Origin of the sequence: Flavobacterium nackdongense, from assembly GCF_004355225.1 — a bacterium.
Taxonomy (GTDB): domain Bacteria; phylum Bacteroidota; class Bacteroidia; order Flavobacteriales; family Flavobacteriaceae; genus Flavobacterium; species Flavobacterium nackdongense.
In genome coordinates this window covers 3,342,010-3,359,221 of sequence record NZ_CP037933.1, presented here as the reverse complement: position 1 = coordinate 3,359,221, position 17,212 = coordinate 3,342,010, and the positions used below count along the sequence as shown (strand labels likewise).

Here is a 17,212-nt window from a genome sequence, read left to right as displayed (position 1 = left end):
TTGAAAATAAAAAATATTTAACTAAAAACCTACTGACCCCTAGTAGGAATTCCCCCTTTGGGGGTTAGGGGGCTAATATGAAAGTAGCCGTAATAATGGGCAGCATATCCGATATGCCCGTAATGCAAGAAGCGATCGACATCCTGAAAGGATTTGACATAGCAACCGAAGTCGATATTGTATCGGCACACCGAACACCCGAAAAATTGTTCGATTTCAGCAAAAACGCCCACACTCGTGGTATTTCGGTAATTATTGCCGGAGCTGGTGGAGCAGCACATTTACCCGGAATGGTCGCTTCGATGTCGCCACTTCCAGTAATTGGTGTTCCAGTAAAATCAAGCAATTCTATTGATGGTTGGGATTCTGTTTTGTCTATTTTGCAAATGCCAGGTGGAGTTCCTGTAGCAACTGTTGCATTAAATGGAGCAAAAAACGCTGGGATTTTGGCAGCACAAATCATAGGAACTTCTGATAAATGTGTTTTAGATAAAATAGTTCTTTACAAAGAAGGATTAAAAGACGCTGTACATAAATCATCAGAAGGTTTAAAAAAATAATAAATCCAAAAAAACCTGTTCTTTTTCAGGAGCTATTCCCGCTATTCGTTCTAATCTTTTCTTTTTTAAAGAAAAAAAGAAAAGGATTTCCACTGCTATCGGGGCTATGTCATCTGTAAAATCAGTCTCTTCCTGCAAGGTTTTTTTCGAACCTTGTAGGTCTCTTTTCAAAATCGCAAGTACACATAAACACCTACAAGGTTCGAAAAAAACCTTGCAGGTAAACAAACTAAAAATGAAAATACTTACCCAACATTTCAATACAAAACACAATACTGCACCCTTTTCGCAGATCAAACTTTCAGATTACCAACCGGCATTTATCGAAAACATCGCTGCTGCAAAAGCCGAAATTGATGCCATCATCAACAATTCTGATGCTCCAACTTTCGAAAATACGATTGAAACTTTGGATTTTTCTGGCAATGCATTGGACCGATTATCGTCTATTTTCTTTAATTTGAATTCGGCGGAAACTTGCGAAGAAATGCAAAAAATTGCCCAAGAAGTTTCGCCTTTATTGACTGAATTCAGCAACGATATTACTTTAAACGAAGATTTATTCAAAAGAATAAAAACGGTTTATGACCAAAAAGACACTCTTAACTTATCTCCAGAACAAGCCACATTATTAGATAAAAAATTCAAAGGTTTCTCCAGAAACGGAGCCTTACTTTCTGAAGATAAAAAATTAAAACTACGTGAAATTGATACGGAATTAGCCAAACTAAAACTAACTTATGGTGAAAACGTTTTGGCTGAAACCAACAACTACCAATTGCATATTACCAACGAAAGCGACCTGAAAGGACTTCCAGAAGGAACCATTGAGGCTGCGCGTTCATTGGCTAAATCAAAAGAATTAGAGGGTTGGATTTTCACTTTGGATTTCCCAAGTTATATTCCGTTTTTGACCTATGCCGACAATCGCGAATTGCGAAAAGAAATGGCAATTGCTGCTGGTAAAAAAGCATTTCAGAACAATGAATTCGACAATCAGGAAATCACGTTGAAGATTGCCAAATTGCGTTTCGAAAGAGCCAATGTATTGGGTTATGCAACTCATTCTCATTTTGTTTTGGAAGAAAGAATGGCACAAAATCCAGATAAAGTAAAATCCTTTTTGAATGATTTATTGGCCAAAGCCAAACCTGCTGCACAAAGAGAATTTGCAGAGTTAACCGCTTTCGCAAAAGAACTAGACGGAATCGATCATTTGGAGAAATGGGATGGCGCCTATTATTCCGAAAAATTAAAGCAAAAATTATTCAATTTAGATGATGAAAAACTGAAACCTTATTTTCAATTGGAGAAAGTTCTAGAAGGCGCATTTACCATTGCAAATAAATTATTCGGATTGACTTTTACCGAAATTTTCGATATTGATAAATACCACGAAGAAGTAACGACTTACGAAGTGAAAGATGAATTCGGCGAACTAGTTGCTATTTTCTACGCCGATTTCTTCCCTAGAAAAGGCAAACGAAATGGTGCGTGGATGACTTCTTTCAAATCGCAATCTATCAAAGATGGTGTAAACGAAAGACCTCATATTTCGAACGTATGCAACTTTACAAAACCTACAGAAACCAAACCTTCATTATTAACTTTCAATGAAGTAACGACCTTATTCCACGAATTCGGTCACGGATTGCACGGAATGTTGGCCAATACTACTTATCCAAGTTTGTCTGGAACATCCGTTTATTGGGATTTTGTTGAATTGCCAAGTCAAGTGATGGAAAACTGGTGTTACGAGCCCGAAGCTTTGGCTTTGTTTGCCAAACATTATGAAACAGGCGAAATTATTCCGCAAGAATATGTCGAAAAAATCAAAGAAAGTGCGAGCTTTCAGGAAGGAATGGCGACTTTGCGTCAATTGAGTTTTGGCATATTGGATATGGCGTTTCACAGCAACAATCCAACCGAAATTACGGATGTAAAAGCGTTTGAAAAAACTGCTTTTGAAGGCACTACTTTGTATCCTGACGTAGCTGAAAATTGCATGTCGGTTTCCTTTTCACATATTTTCCAAGGAGGTTATTCTTCGGGATATTACAGTTACAAATGGGCCGAAGTTCTCGATGCCGATGCGTTTGCTTACTTTCAAGAAAAAGGCATTTTCAATAAAGAAGTGGCAACAAAATTCAAAGAAAATGTCCTTTCTAAAGGCGGAACCGAGTTACCGATGGAATTGTACAAACGATTTAGAGGGCAAGAACCGAAGCCTGAAGCGCTTTTGAAAAGGGCTGGATTGATTTAAAAATATCCTAAAAACCGAAGTCTAATGCTTCGGTTTTTTTATTTCAAAAATTCCCTGAAATTCTCCTTGTTCACCACTAAAAAACTGGGTTGATAAGCTTCTTGAAATGACTTGGGTAATTTTACTTTTTTTGTCGAAGACCATTTGAATTCATAAGCGTTAACAGAATCCGCCTCAATTTCAATATAGTCTATTTCTTGCTGTTGCGTAGTGCGCCAAAAATAAGGCTTGGCTAAACTTTGAGTATAAGACAAGGCTTTCATTCGCTCGGAAATTATAAAATTTTCCCACAAAGCGCCTTTGTCTTGACGAAATTCCAAAGAATTAAAATTTCCAATAATCATATTTCGCACGCCATTGTCATAGAAGTAAATTTTCTTGTTGGCTTTAATCTCGTTGCGAAGGTTTTTACTAAAACTATTCAACTTGAAAATCACAAAACTTTTTTCGAGTAGATCAATGTAATTGTTAACCGTGTTTTTATCGACACCCACCAATTGCGCAATTTCGTTGTAACTCACTTCATTCCCAATTTGCATCGCCAATGCCTGAAGAATTTTTTCTAAAATATCCGATTTTCGAATGCCTGTCAAAGCCAAGATATCTTTATACAAATAACTAGAAACCAAATTTTTAAGAATTTCGTATTCATTGCCAAAATTATTGATAACATCGGGATACATACCGTACAACATACGCAATTCAAGTTGCTGCTGTGCTTTGATGTAGCCCACATTATTTTCGAATTCATTCCAAGAAATAGGAAACAATTGGTATTCAAATTTGCGACCAGTCAAAGGCTCCTGGGTAAGATTAATAATATCTAATGCAGAGGAACCGCTTACGATGACTTGAACATCCTTTATTTGATCTACAATAATTTTCAACTTTAATCCAATATTTGGAATCCGTTGCACTTCGTCAATAAAGACATATTTATAATTTCCTATAATACTTTTCAAGGTCTCAGTGTTTGCATTGGATAAAGTTTCGGACACGGTATTGTCGTCGCCATCAAGAAATAAAAAAGAAGTATTTGCTAATAGCGCATTTATCAAAGTCGTTTTGCCAACTTGACGCGGTCCGATAAGAACAATTACTTTTCCTTTGTGTAATTTATTCTTTAAATTGGATGTTAAATCTCTAGAAATCATCTTGTAAAATTTTCACAAATATAAAAAATTATTTTATATTCACCGATTTAATATAGTATTTGGTGAACATATTCACCAATTTAATATGTTATTTGGTGAACATATTCACCAATATTAGCTATTTTACAGTGAATATATTCTCCAATAGTCCTATTTTTTAAAGAAGTAAAAGCAAAATACACCACAAAATAGGAATACTTTCTACCCAAAAAGAAGTATAATATTTAGAGCGCGTTTCATTGGCGAAAGCCAAAAAAAGCAAAATCACAATTGCAATCACAATTGCAATGATCAATGACATAGAGAGAAAATTGCTGCTTTGAATGAAAATTTCCAAAGCACAAAAAATCAGCAATAAACCACAGCCCAGAATTTTTGTTCGCTTCAACCCTATTTGCTGGGGAACAGTTTGCAAATAAGGGTCGTCTTTGGCCAAATCGATGATTTCAAAAATCAGGATTAACACAAAAATCAGGATAAATCGCTGCGTACACTGCACGAAGAAATCAATTGCAACGGGGATTTTGGCATTCAAAGCAGGTAATACTAGCGTAACTCCAACCCAACACAACGAAACAATATAAATTTTCACACCCGCCCAGTTGCGAGCATTTTTTCTATTTGGAAAAAAAGGAAGTGTGTACAACAGAGTGAAAATCAAAAAAACAATAGCAATTATTTGAGTACTTTTTTGCAATTGAAAAAAACAAAATCCAACCCCTAAAAAAGATAAAATACTCAATGCCAGAATTCCTTTTAACTTCAATTGGATTTTAGTCTGTTTATCGCTAAACAAGGCAACAAATTTCACAAAATTATAGCCGACAATCGTGCCAAAAAAAGCAAAATACGCCATAACAAAATCTTTAGAAATGTTGAACTGGTACTGGCTTATTCTAACTAAACAAAAACAAGATAATGCCACGTGAATACTACCATCTAAATAAAAATCGAATATTTTTCTGAAAATCTTCATTCCACAAAAATAATAAAACTGTTAACAAGACCTGAATTTAGTTGAAAAATTCCTAAAAATCAATGGCTTGACAACCTGTTTTTTTGATAATTATCCATAAATTTGCGGCTCAAAAAAACAACACTATTTATTATTACATGAAAACAGATGCTTTTGCTTTAAGACACATTGGCCCTAGAGAAACCGACTTGCAACAGATGCTTAAAACCATTGGAGTTGACTCAATCGAACGACTTGTTTATGAAACACTTCCAGATGATATTCGCCTAAAAGCTCCTCTTGTTTTGAACCCCGCAATGACGGAATACGAATATGCCAATCATATTGCTGAATTGGGAAGCAAAAACAAAGTATTTCAATCCTACATCGGTTTAGGATACCATCAAGCGATTGTTCCTGCGGTAATTCAAAGAAATATTTTCGAAAATCCAGGTTGGTACACCGCTTACACACCCTACCAAGCAGAAATTGCTCAAGGTCGTTTAGAAGCTATTTTGAATTTCCAAACGATGGTAATCGAATTGACCGGAATGGAAATTGCCAACGCCTCTTTACTGGACGAAGGAACTGCAGCTGCCGAAGCCATGGCATTACTTTTTGACGTTCGTTCGCGTGACCAAAAGAAAAATAACGTCAATAAATTCTTTGTCTCAGAAGAACTATTCCCTCAAACCTTGTCCGTTTTAGAAACTCGTTCTGCACCAATTGGCGTTGAATTGGTTGTTGGAAATCACGAAACTTTTGATTTTTCTGCTGAGTTTTTCGGAGCTATTCTTCAATATCCCGGAAAATTTGGACAAGTTTACGATTACACCGCTTTTATTGCTAAAGCCAATGAGAGCGAAATAAAAGTAGCTGTAGCGGCTGATATTTTAAGCTTAGCAACACTAACTCCACCAGGCGAAATGGGTGCAGCAGTTGTTGTTGGAACTACGCAGCGATTTGGAATTCCTTTGGGTTATGGTGGGCCTCACGCGGCCTATTTTGCTACAAAAGAAGAATTCAAAAGAAGTATGCCCGGCAGAATTATTGGTGTTACTATAGATACTGATGGAAATCGTGCACTTCGAATGGCTTTGCAAACCAGAGAACAACACATCAAACGTGACAAAGCAACTTCTAATATATGTACTGCCCAAGTTTTATTGTCAGTTATGGCAGGAATGTACGCTGTATTTCACGGTCCAAAAGGGTTGAAATATATTGCCAATAAAGTTCATTCACTGGCAGCCACTTTATCAAATGAATTAGAAAAAATAGGCTACGATCAAATCAATACCGCTTTTTTCGACACTATCTCCGTAAAAGCCGATGCTAAAAAAGTAAAAGCAATTGCAGAGCAAAATCAAGTCAATTTTTATTACATCGACGAACACACAATTGCTATCTCTTTGAATGAGACCACAAGTATTGCCGACATCAATACTATTCTATCAATTTTTGCTTCGGCAAACGGAAAGCAAGCGTCCACTATTGAAATTTTATCAGAAGTCCATCATTTTCCAGAGGAATTAGCGAGAACGTCTACCTTTTTGCAGCACGATGTTTTCAACAAACATCATTCAGAAACGGATTTGATGCGTTATATCAAAAAATTGGAACGTAAGGATTTGTCCTTAAATCATTCGATGATTTCTTTGGGTTCTTGCACGATGAAATTGAATGCTGCAGCCGAAATGTTGCCTTTAAGTAATGCCAATTGGAATAACATTCACCCTTTTGCCCCTTTAGATCAAGCACAAGGATATCAGGAAATGTTGTCGAAATTAGAAGAACAATTGAACGTAATTACCGGTTTTGCGGGAACAACTTTGCAACCTAATTCTGGAGCGCAGGGCGAATACGCGGGACTTATGGTCATTCGTGCTTATCACCAATCACGTGGCGATCACCATAGAAATGTGGCTCTTATCCCTTCATCGGCTCACGGAACCAATCCCGCTTCGGCCGCTATGGCAGGTATGAAAGTTGTGGTTACCAAAACATTAGAAAATGGAAATATCGATGTGGATGATTTACGTGAAAAAGCCATCGAACACGCAGCCGATTTGTCTTGTTTGATGATTACTTACCCTTCTACCCACGGTGTTTTTGAAAGTGCCATCTGTGAAATTACACAAATTATTCACGACAACGGCGGACAGGTGTATATGGATGGTGCCAATATGAATGCACAAGTGGGATTGACCAATCCAGCAACTATTGGAGCTGATGTTTGTCATTTGAATTTACATAAAACCTTTGCCATTCCTCACGGTGGCGGTGGACCTGGTGTTGGGCCTATTTGTGTAGCGGAACATTTAGTACCATTCTTACCAACGAATCCAGTTATTCCAACAGGTGGCGAAAATGCGATCACTGCAATTTCTGCAGCTCCTTGGGGTTCTGCTTTGGTTTGTTTGATTTCCTACGGTTATATTTCAATGCTTGGCGCAGATGGTTTAAAAGAATCTACTGAGTACGCCATATTGAACGCCAATTATATCAAAGAAAAATTAAACGGCCATTACGAAACCTTGTATTCAGGAGAAATGGGCCGTGCAGCTCACGAAATGATTTTGGAATGTCGCCCTTTCAAACAAAAAGGAATCGAAGTGACCGATATTGCAAAACGTTTGATGGATTATGGTTTTCACGCACCAACGGTATCATTTCCGGTAGCTGGAACTTTGATGATCGAACCAACAGAAAGCGAAAATCTAGAAGAATTAGACCGTTTTTGCGATGCTATGATTGCTATTAGAAAAGAAATTGAAGCTTCAACTTTGGAAGACAAAAACAATGTTTTAAAAAATTCACCACATACTTTAGCGATGTTAACTGCTGATGTATGGAATTTCCCCTACACCAGAGAGCAAGCGGCTTTCCCACTGGAATATATTGCTGAAAATAAATTCTGGCCTACCGTTCGTAGAGCCGATGATGCTTATGGAGACCGAAACTTGGTTTGCAGTTGCGCACCAATTGAAGCCTATATGGAAAACTAAAATAACAAGTAAATGTCTCGAGAAATCGGGACATTTTTTTATATAAAATTATGAACGACATCCAATCCCGAGAAGATTTACACGTATTGATGACTGAATTCTACAAGAAATTACTTGCCGACAATAGAATAAATTATCTTTTTACCAACGTAGCCAAAATAGATTTGGAACCGCATTTATGGGAACTGGTCGATTTTTGGGAACAAATGCTTTTTGACAAGGGCAGCTATCGCAAAAATGTATTAAAACTACATACCGACCTCAACCAACAATCCAAACTTTCTGAAGAACATTTTACCATTTGGCTGAACTATTTCAATGCTAGCATAGATGAAAATTTTGCAGGTCAAACTGCCGAAAACATGAAAACGAGAGCCTTGTCCATCGCGACCGTAATGAAAATAAAAATGTGATTTTTTCACGCTTTTTAATGCTAAATAGTACGATATTTGTTAGAAACTCGCATTATTTCATAATTATATGCACGCATAGTATATTTTATCTGAATTTCTCATTTTTTATCTATAATTTAGCATCTTATTATTTATTTATTTCCAATGAAAATTAAAATATCAGGTGTTGGGAGTTATATTCCCGAACTTAAAGTTGCCAATGCTGATTTTGGCCAACACACATTTTTGAATGAAGACGGCAGTCCTTTTGGATATCCTAATGAAGTGGTGATCGGAAAATTTAAAGGTATTACAGGTATCGAACAACGGCGCTATGCCAATCCAGACCAATGCTCATCAGACTTAGCGGTTTTAGCTTCTGAAAAAGCTATTGCAAATGCTGGTATCGATCCCGAAACAATAGATTATATCATTTTTGCGCATAATTTCGGCGATGTAAAAGCAGGAACTATACAATCGGATATCATTCCAAGTTTGGCCACCCGAGTCAAACACAAATTGCAAATAAAGAATCCAAAATGCGTGGCTTACGACATTCTTTTTGGATGTCCGGGCTGGGTAGAAGGAGTTCTTCAAGCCAATGCTTTTATTCTTTCGGGTATGGCAAAACGTTGTTTGGTCATTGGTGCTGAAACCCTTTCGAGGGTGGTCGATGATCACGACAGAGATTCTATGATCTACTCAGACGGTGCCGGAGCGACAATTATAGAAGCCTCCGAAGACGAAGCAGGAATGTTGTCCTACGAAAGCGCCACCTTTGCAATTGACGAAGCAGGCTATTTATTTTTCGGAAAATCGTACAATCCCGATTTAGATCCTGATATTAAATACATCAAAATGTTTGGACGTAAAATATATGAATTCGCTTTGAGCAATGTCCCAGCCGCTATGAAAAGTTGTCTTGACAAAAGCGGTGTTTCGATTGATGAAGTGAAAAAAATCCTTATCCATCAAGCCAACGAAAAAATGGACGAAGCTATTATTCATCGTTTTTACAAATTATATGGCAAAACACCTCCAAAGGACATTATGCCAATGAGTATTCACGATTTAGGAAATAGTAGTGTTGCGACGGTTCCAACTCTTTATGATCTTATATTACAAGGCAAATTAGAAAATCACGAAATCAACAAAGGTGATATTGTTATTTTTGCATCGGTTGGCGCAGGAATGAATGTCAATGCCTTTGTTTATCGATATTAAAAAGTTAGCGGTTTGCCGTTTATAGTTTGTTGTTTAAATCGAACTATAAACCACAAACCACCAACAACAAACAAAAATTTATGTACGAAAAAACATTTCCTAATAAAAGATTCAAACACACTTTAGAATTTTTACAAAAACACATTTCCACTACTGAAACCATCTTCGATTTAGGGGTTCCAAATCCTTTTTCAAAAATAATGGTCGACAACGGATACTCTGTAAAAAACACTACAGGCGAAGACATTGATAACAATCAAACTGCATTACAAAACGAAAATTATACTGTTTTTACTGCTTTCGAGATCTTTGAACATTTATTGAATCCTTACACTGTCTTAGAAAACGTAAAATGCGATAAATTACTCATTTCAATTCCATTGCGTTTGTGGTTTTCCCCAGCCTATCGCAGCAAAACCGATATGTGGGACAGACATTATCACGAATTCGAAGATTGGCAATTGGATTGGCTTTTGGAAAAAACAGGCTGGAAAATCATCGACAGAGAGAAATTTACGCATCCTGTGAAAAAAATTGGTTTTCGTCCCCTATTGCGCTATTTCACGCCGAGATACTATATTGTTTACGCAATTAAAAATCCCAAAAAATAAATCCCAAATTCCAAAATTTCATTAGTATCAGTTGGAATTTGGACACGAGCGTCAGCGAACTGGCGTAGCAATTTTAAAAATTGGAATTTTAAAATGAAATACTATATCGTCATTCCATCTTATAACGAAGAAGCACTCATCCCGTTGACCTTGCAATCTTTGATTTCGCAAACAGTTTTGCCATCAAAAATTGTAGTAGTCAACGATAATTCTACAGATAAAACCGCCGAAGTAGTTTTGGAATTCGCCAAAGAAAATCCGTTTATTTCTTTAGTCAACAAAACATCTGAAAACATTCATCTACCGGGAAGTAAGGTTATTCAAGCGTTCCAAAAAGGATTTGAAACATTAGATGACAATTATGACATCATCGTAAAATTAGACGCCGATTTAATTTTTCCATCGAATTATTTCGAAACAGTCATCAAACATTTCCAATCGGATTCAAAAATTGGTATGGCAGGAGGCTTTTGTTACATCGAAAAAAATGGCGAGTGGATTCTAGAAAACCTAACCGACAAAGACCATATTCGAGGTGCTCTCAAAGCGTATCGAAAGGAATGTTTTGAACAAATTGGGGGATTAAAACCAGCTATGGGTTGGGACACTGTCGACGAATTACTTTGTAAATACTACAACTGGAAAGTGGTTACGGACGAAAGTTTGCACGTGAAACACCTGAAACCAACGGGTGCCAATTACAACAAAACGGCACGTTACAAACAAGGCGAAGCTTTTTACAGCCTTGGCTATGGATTTTGGATCACCTCAATTGCATCTGCAAAATTGGCGATGATGAAGAAAAAACCAGTGCTATTTTTGGACTACATTCAAGGTTTTTGGAAAGCGAAATGGGCCAAAAAACCAATGTTAGTCAACGCCGAACAAGCCAAATTTATTAGAAACTACCGTTTGAAAAAAATGAAGGCGAAACTGTTTTAATTAATTCGAGGATTGTAATTCTTTTCTAAATTTAAAAAAACCTTCTACCGATAAATCTTCTCCAAGAAATTCCCAATGTATCCAACTATTGTCAGACCATAATTCAAAACGTTCTAGCTGGTCTATAGTAGCATTTTTTAATCGCGGAAACCAATTTAGTGGCATTTTGCCTATTTTATTTTCAGTAGTTTCAACAAAAATAAATTCATCGTCAAACCATATTTTTTTCGCTTCCATTTATTTTCTTTTTATGAGTTATAAAAATCATTCCAATGGGTTATTATTAATTCTTTGTTCTCTTCAATTATACAGCCAATAACAAGTCTTTCTTTTTAACACCCTTATTTTCAATCAATTCAACCGGATCAATATTGAATTTTGCTGTACCATCCGCATTTTTTATATGTACGTGTATTGGTAAATGGTCATTGCTAAAATAGAAAAATCTTATTCCAAAAAAACGAAAAATCTCTGGCATCTTTTTTAGTTTATCGCACAAATATATAAAAATAAAAGTAATTGGAAATTTTAAAAAAGCAGACAACAGATAACTCATAACTCGTAACTTATAACTATTTTTGACAATATTTAAAAACTATGATGCTTCTTCGCTATTTATCACAAATTGGAAAATACTTCTTAATGTGGAAAGAAATTTTCAGCAAACAGACGAAATGGTCGGTTATGAAAGGACTTATCTTCAAAGAAATAGACGATTTAATCATTGGCTCCCTTGGCATCGTCGCATTCATTTCTTTCTTTGTTGGAGGTGTAGTCGCGATTCAAACGGCATTGAATTTGAATAACCCCCTGATTCCCAAAAACCTCATCGGTTATGCTACTAGAGAATCCGTAATTCTAGAATTTGCACCGACCTTTATTTCAGTTATTATGGCAGGTAAAATGGGTTCGTTCATTACATCGAGTATAGGTTCTATGCGAGTTACAGAACAAATTGACGCCTTAGAAGTGATGGGTGTAAACTCCTTAAATTACCTTGTCTTCCCGAAACTCATTGCCATTTTGTTGTATCCATTTGTCATAGGAATCAGCATGTTTTTAGGGGTTTTTGGAGGTTATGTGGCAGCAGTTTACGGCGGATTTGGCGATAGCACTGATTTTATTGATGGACTACAAATTAATTTCGAGCCCTTCCACGTAACCTATGCTTTTATCAAAACATTTATATTTGGCATATTGCTAGCCTCAATTCCTGCCTTTCACGGCTATTATATGAAAGGTGGCGCACTCGAAGTGGGTAAAGCGAGTACTGTGGCGTTTGTCTGGACATCGGTAATGATAATTTTGGTCAATTATATTCTAACACAATTACTTTTAGCCTAATGATAGCAATACAAAATATCGAAAAATCATTTGGTGATACCAAAATTCTGAAAGGAGTTTCAACGGTTTTCGAAGCTGGAAAAACAAATTTGATCATTGGCCAAAGTGGTTCCGGGAAAACCGTTTTATTAAAATCATTACTCGGAATTCACTCGCCTGAAGTGGGTACTATTTCTTTTGATGGCAGAATTTATTCTGACCTTGATTCTGATGAAAAACGTGAATTACGTACCGAAATTGGTATGCTTTTTCAAGGAAGTGCCCTATTTGATTCTATGACAGTGGCCGAAAATGTGGCTTTCCCATTGCGAATGTTTACCAATGACAATAAAAGTAAAATTCAAGATCGAGTAGATTTTGTTTTAAATAGGGTCGCACTAGTCAATGCGCATCATAAATTACCTTCTGAAATTTCGGGCGGAATGCAAAAGCGTGTTGCCATTGCGCGCGCCATTGTGAATAATCCGAAATATCTTTTTTGTGACGAGCCTAATTCGGGTTTAGATCCCAACACAGCAACTTTGATCGATAATCTTATCAAAGAAATCACCGAAGAATACAATATTACCACCGTAATCAACACCCACGATATGAACTCGGTGATGGAGATTGGCGAAAAAATTATCTTCCTCAAAAATGGTTTGAAAGAATGGGAAGGCACCAAAGAAGAAATTTTCAGAACGGACAATGAAGCTGTGGTCGATTTTGTTTATTCTTCCAATTTGTTCAAAAAAGTAAGAGAAGCCTACTTACAAAAGTAAAAAGGTTCTGCCTAAGGAATACATTCAGGCAAAACCTTTTTTGAAACATTTGTTTATGGATTATAAGAATAAACTAGATATCAATAGCACATTAGAGTTTATTGGCTAAAGCGGTTATTCTTTTTATATCTTGTTCTTTACTTTTCGGATAAATGAGCAAAACGCCTTCTTTGTCCACAATAATATAATCGTGCAAACCATCGACAACGATGAGCTTGTTGGCATCCGACCTGATGATGTTGCCGGAGGCATTTTCTAACACCACTTTCGCATTAATAACGCCATTTTCATTATCATCTTTATCTAGTTTTTCGTGAAGTTGTCCCCAGGTTCCCAGGTCATTCCAGTCGAAAGTAGCTGGAAGCACATAGACGTTTTTGGCATTTTCCATTACCGCATAATCAATCGAAACATTTTCTGCGAGAGCGTAATTTTCCTCAATAAATGATTTTTCGGCAGCGGTGTTGTAGCTTTCTACCCCTTTTAGAAACAAGTCATTCATTTGCGGTTGAAACTTTTCGAAAGCCTCGGTGATCGACTTGGCACTCCAAATAAAAATACCACCGTTCCACAAGAAATTACCGGCTTCTAAAAACGATTTAGCCGTTGCATAATCTGGTTTTTCACGAAATTGCGACACTTTTTTAACAGGATTTGAATCCGTTTTGTCGAATTCGATATAACCAAAACCTGTATTTGGATAAGTCGGTTGAATCCCAAGCGTCATCAAGGCATTTTCCTCGGTACAAAAATCAAAACATTGCTGCAAATTTTCTGCAAAAGTGGTTTCGTCTTCAATCCAATGGTCGCTCGGCGCCACTACCATAACGGCATCTGGATTTTGTTTCTGAATTTTTAACGAAGCATATAATATGCAAGGAGCTGTATTTCGCATCGCCGGTTCGAGCAAAACTTGCTCTTGTTTTACCATTGGCAATTGCTCTAAAACAATGTCATTGTAGCGCTCATTGGTTAGAATCAAAATATTTTCCACAGGAATTAATTTTGATAATCGGCTAAATGTTTTTTGGATTAAGGTATCTCCTGCACCCAACATATCGTGAAATTGCTTTGGAAATTCGGTAGTACTCACAGGCCAAAAGCGCGAACCCACTCCACCGGCCATCAATATTGCGTAATAATTTTTGTTCATTTTATGTTTTTATTTTATAATAAACTACTTGTATAGTTGCAAATGTATTTATTATAATCTAAAACAAAGCATCAAAATTACAAATGACTTCTATCTTTCGTTAAAACGACATTTTTTAACGTTCAACTAACATTAACCCGGAATTATTTCTACTTCAGCATTGGCATTGAACAAAAATAATCGACCCGTTTTCACTTCAAGGCATTCATATCGTTTGACACGAAGTCCTTGTTTTTTGAAAATTCTTCCGTTTTTAATGCGAAAAAAACTGCCATTAGGCACTTCGTGAATATAATGAATGTCTTGTTTTCGCTCGTCAAATTGCTTTAAAGCAAAAGCAAGTCTTGCATCCGAATCACTACTAGCGGTCGGGTTTCTAAAATGATTAGCAACTAATGGCAATACCGAATGTGGAAATATTTCGGGACGAATAAACGGAATCATCAATCGTTGAAAAGAATATTTCCACTCGTTTCCGTGAGGTTTTATCGCTCTTCCAAACTTTTCGAAAGCCACCAAATGCGAAATTTCATGAACCAGCGTTATCAAGAATCGGAATTTGTTCAGGTTGGCATTGACCGTAATTTCGTGTTTGCCACTCAAACCTTTTCTGTAATCGCCGTGTCGAGTTACGCGTTCGTTCACAATTTTGAGATGCACTTGATTGGCAACAATCAGTTCAAAAACTGGTTTTACAGCGTGTTCAGGGAGATATTTAGATAAGGTTTCGGACAATTGTACGCTTTAGGATTTGGAATTTGATTATTGGAATTTAAATTTAGGGATTCGTCGATGAAACTTGAAGCACTTTTCCGTTGTAATATTTATTTCCTGTAAGGGCAAAATCAAAAATATAATCGGACATTCCTTTTGCTGAAATTGGTGCTTCGTAACCCGGAAATGCTTCTTGCAACATTTCGGTTTGAACGGCTCCAAGGGCCAAAACATTGAACGAAATTCCTTTTTCTTTATACTCTTCTGCCAATAATTCGGATAAAGTAATTACCGCTCCTTTACTCGAACTGTAGGCTGCCAATCCAGCAAATTTAAGGCTTCCTTGAATTCCCCCCATCGAACTTATGGTCACCACGTGAGACCCTTTTTGCAAATAAGGAATACAGACACGAGTCAAATTGGCTACCCCAAAAACATTGACTTTATAAATATTCTCGAAATCTTCTTGAGAAGTTTCAGAAAAAGGTTTTAGCAATAAAGCGCCAGCATTATGGATTATGATATCTACACTTTTCCACGAATTAGAAAGAAAACTTTCAACCTTTTGCATTTCGTTTTCATCTGATAAATCAACGGAAAGGCAAGTGATTTTTGGATTTTCGATCAGTGCTTGAGGTGTTTTTCGGGAAATGGCTAATACATTATGACCAGCATTGGCAAACTGCAAAGCCAGTTCGTAGCCAATTCCTCGCGATGTTCCTGTGATGATGATGTTTTTCATAAGGCGAAAATAAGCAAAATCTTTAAAAAGAGTTTGTATTTATACCAATAAAAAAGACTATAGTCCGATAGTCTTTTTTAGTAAAGTTAGTGTTCAATTTTAATTGAAATTTTTAACTAATTATTTTTCCGTTTTAGCTTCATATTCAGCCATAAGGCCTTTGGCTTTCTTCTTATCACGTTTTACTCCATAACCACCTTCTTCATAAATTATTGCCATTTCTTTAATAGAATCAATATCGTTTTTTTCAGTTGCTTTTAAATACCATTCTAAAGCTTGTGAATAATCTTTTGTAACACCCTCTCCTTTTTGATACATTGAACCTATTTTACTTAAACAAAACGGATCTCCTTTTTCGCCTCCTTTTAAAAACCACTCCATAGCTTTGTTGTAATCTTTTATGACACCACCGTCTCCATAACAATAATTTATCCCAACACAATACATCCCAAAAGTATTTCCTTTGGCTGCTGATTTGAGGTACCATTCCATCGCTTTGGTAGAATCTTTTATAATTCCATTTCCTTTATCATATAATCGACCAATTTTACACATAGCATATCCATCATCCTTATCTACCAATTTTAAGTACCATTCCATTGCTTGAATATAATCTTTAGTAAATCCATTATTACCTAAATAATACGCATCTGCAATTTCTTTAATAGCTTCTTTATTTCCATTATTTGCAGATTTCAAATACCAATCCATTGCTTTGGTTAAATCTTTTGTAACGCCAATCCCGTTATAATATGCACTACCAACCTCATACATCGCACTACTATTCCCCTTAACTGCGGATTTTTGATACCACTCGGTTGATTTGACATAGTCTTTTGGAACACCATCTCCATAATAATATGCAGCTCCAATCTGATACATTGCTTTGCTATTACCTTTTGCTGCTGCTTGATTCCATAGTTTTATTGCTTCAGTATAATTTTTTTCTTTAAACGCATTATATCCTTCTGTATATTCGAGCATTTGTGTTTCTAATTTTTGTTTTTTAATTTGTTTAATATTTTCATCAATAGTATATACCACTTTGAATTTTTCCATTACAATACTTTCTTTATGCTTATTGCAAAAATCCATATATAGCTTTACTTCTTTCATTAATTTTTTAGAATTATCACTTTCTAGATTATCAAAATCAGCTATCTTATTTAGAGATTCGATTTTCATAAAACTAACTTTCGGAGTCCATTTTCCAATTAAACTTTCAGTATTTTCTAGATACCGTAAAGCTTCCGAGAAATTGTTTTCATTAAATTGTTTTTCAGCTTCTTCAAACTCGATACGAGCTTTTAAATCGTTTTGAGAAAATGCTAAACTTGATAATAGCAAAATCACTATTATGAGAATGTTTTGTATTGTTTTCATATTTTT

Annotated in this window: 17 protein-coding genes; 9 read left to right on the top strand and 8 right to left on the bottom strand. The window is 36.1% G+C overall.

The genetic code is table 11. The annotated features are described in order from the left end of the window. The first annotated feature begins 77 nt into the window (after positions 1-77). Both purE and E1750_RS14355 read left to right on the top strand, forming a co-directional pair. A complete protein-coding gene (gene purE / locus E1750_RS14360) occupies positions 78-560 on the top strand; it encodes a 5-(carboxyamino)imidazole ribonucleotide mutase (RefSeq protein WP_133277446.1) in 483 nt (160 codons plus the stop codon). Positions 561-795: 235 nt separating this feature from the next. Further along, positions 796-2,823, top strand: a complete 2,028-nt coding sequence (locus E1750_RS14355; protein WP_133277445.1) for a M3 family metallopeptidase — start codon at positions 796-798, stop codon at positions 2,821-2,823. A 38-nt stretch (positions 2,824-2,861) separates the two neighbouring features. Here the strand turns inward: E1750_RS14355 and E1750_RS14350 are convergent, their stop codons facing one another. Then, positions 2,862-3,977: an ATP-binding protein gene (locus E1750_RS14350; RefSeq protein ID WP_133277444.1), complete on the bottom strand. Its 1,116-nt coding sequence runs from the start codon at positions 3,975-3,977 to the stop codon at positions 2,862-2,864. 157 nt (positions 3,978-4,134) lie between these two features. Further along, positions 4,135-4,953 (bottom strand): UbiA prenyltransferase family protein, encoded by an 819-nt coding sequence (locus E1750_RS14345; protein WP_133277443.1) that lies wholly within the window; start codon positions 4,951-4,953, stop codon positions 4,135-4,137. A gap of 137 nt (positions 4,954-5,090) precedes the next feature. Here E1750_RS14345 and gcvP point away from each other — a divergent pair, with 137 nt between their 5' ends. From gcvP to E1750_RS14320, 5 genes are all read left to right on the top strand, one after another. After that, positions 5,091-7,940, top strand: coding sequence for an aminomethyl-transferring glycine dehydrogenase (gcvP, locus tag E1750_RS14340; protein ID WP_133277442.1), 2,850 nt, complete (start codon positions 5,091-5,093; stop codon positions 7,938-7,940). 50 nt (positions 7,941-7,990) lie between these two features. Further along, positions 7,991-8,353 (top strand): group III truncated hemoglobin, encoded by a 363-nt coding sequence (locus E1750_RS14335; protein WP_133277441.1) that lies wholly within the window; start codon positions 7,991-7,993, stop codon positions 8,351-8,353. A 144-nt stretch (positions 8,354-8,497) separates the two neighbouring features. After that, complete coding sequence (locus E1750_RS14330; RefSeq protein WP_133277440.1) at positions 8,498-9,556, top strand: 3-oxoacyl-ACP synthase III family protein; 1,059 nt, start codon at positions 8,498-8,500, stop codon at positions 9,554-9,556. Positions 9,557-9,636: 80 nt separating this feature from the next. Continuing rightward, entirely contained in the window at positions 9,637-10,167 is a 531-nt protein-coding gene (locus E1750_RS14325; RefSeq protein WP_133277439.1) for a methyltransferase, read from the top strand. Between the two features lie 93 nt (positions 10,168-10,260). Continuing rightward, positions 10,261-11,109 carry a glycosyltransferase gene (locus E1750_RS14320; RefSeq protein WP_133277438.1) on the top strand — a complete coding sequence of 283 codons (849 nt, stop codon included), beginning with the start codon at positions 10,261-10,263 and terminating at the stop codon, positions 11,107-11,109. Here the strand turns inward: E1750_RS14320 and E1750_RS14315 are convergent, their stop codons facing one another. Both E1750_RS14315 and E1750_RS14310 read right to left on the bottom strand, forming a co-directional pair. Then, positions 11,110-11,346, bottom strand: a complete 237-nt coding sequence (locus E1750_RS14315; RefSeq protein ID WP_133277437.1) for a DUF2442 domain-containing protein — start codon at positions 11,344-11,346, stop codon at positions 11,110-11,112. Between the two features lie 67 nt (positions 11,347-11,413). Beyond that, on the bottom strand, positions 11,414-11,587 hold the full coding sequence (locus tag E1750_RS14310) for a DUF4160 domain-containing protein (protein ID WP_227873902.1): 174 nt from the start codon (positions 11,585-11,587) through the stop codon (positions 11,414-11,416). 119 nt (positions 11,588-11,706) lie between these two features. On the opposite strand from E1750_RS14310, the gene E1750_RS14305 reads away from it, so the two are divergent. Then, entirely contained in the window at positions 11,707-12,453 is a 747-nt protein-coding gene (locus E1750_RS14305; RefSeq protein ID WP_133277436.1) for an MlaE family ABC transporter permease, read from the top strand. Next, positions 12,453-13,214, top strand: coding sequence for an ABC transporter ATP-binding protein (locus tag E1750_RS14300; RefSeq protein WP_133277435.1), 762 nt, complete (start codon positions 12,453-12,455; stop codon positions 13,212-13,214). The genes E1750_RS14305 and E1750_RS14300 overlap by 1 nt, the downstream gene beginning before the upstream one ends. Positions 13,215-13,305: 91 nt before the next feature. On the opposite strand, the gene E1750_RS14295 is transcribed toward E1750_RS14300, so the two are convergent. From E1750_RS14295 to E1750_RS14280, 4 genes are all read right to left on the bottom strand, one after another. Further along, on the bottom strand, positions 13,306-14,367 hold the full coding sequence (locus tag E1750_RS14295; RefSeq protein WP_133277434.1) for a mannose-1-phosphate guanylyltransferase: 1,062 nt from the start codon (positions 14,365-14,367) through the stop codon (positions 13,306-13,308). Between the two features lie 132 nt (positions 14,368-14,499). After that, positions 14,500-15,102 (bottom strand): SprT-like domain-containing protein, encoded by a 603-nt coding sequence (locus E1750_RS14290; protein ID WP_133277433.1) that lies wholly within the window; start codon positions 15,100-15,102, stop codon positions 14,500-14,502. A 43-nt stretch (positions 15,103-15,145) separates the two neighbouring features. Continuing rightward, entirely contained in the window at positions 15,146-15,823 is a 678-nt protein-coding gene (locus E1750_RS14285) for an SDR family NAD(P)-dependent oxidoreductase (protein WP_133277432.1), read from the bottom strand. Positions 15,824-15,943: 120 nt separating this feature from the next. Continuing rightward, positions 15,944-17,206 (bottom strand): tetratricopeptide repeat protein, encoded by a 1,263-nt coding sequence (locus E1750_RS14280; protein ID WP_133277431.1) that lies wholly within the window; start codon positions 17,204-17,206, stop codon positions 15,944-15,946. Between the last annotated feature and the right edge of the window lie 6 nt (positions 17,207-17,212).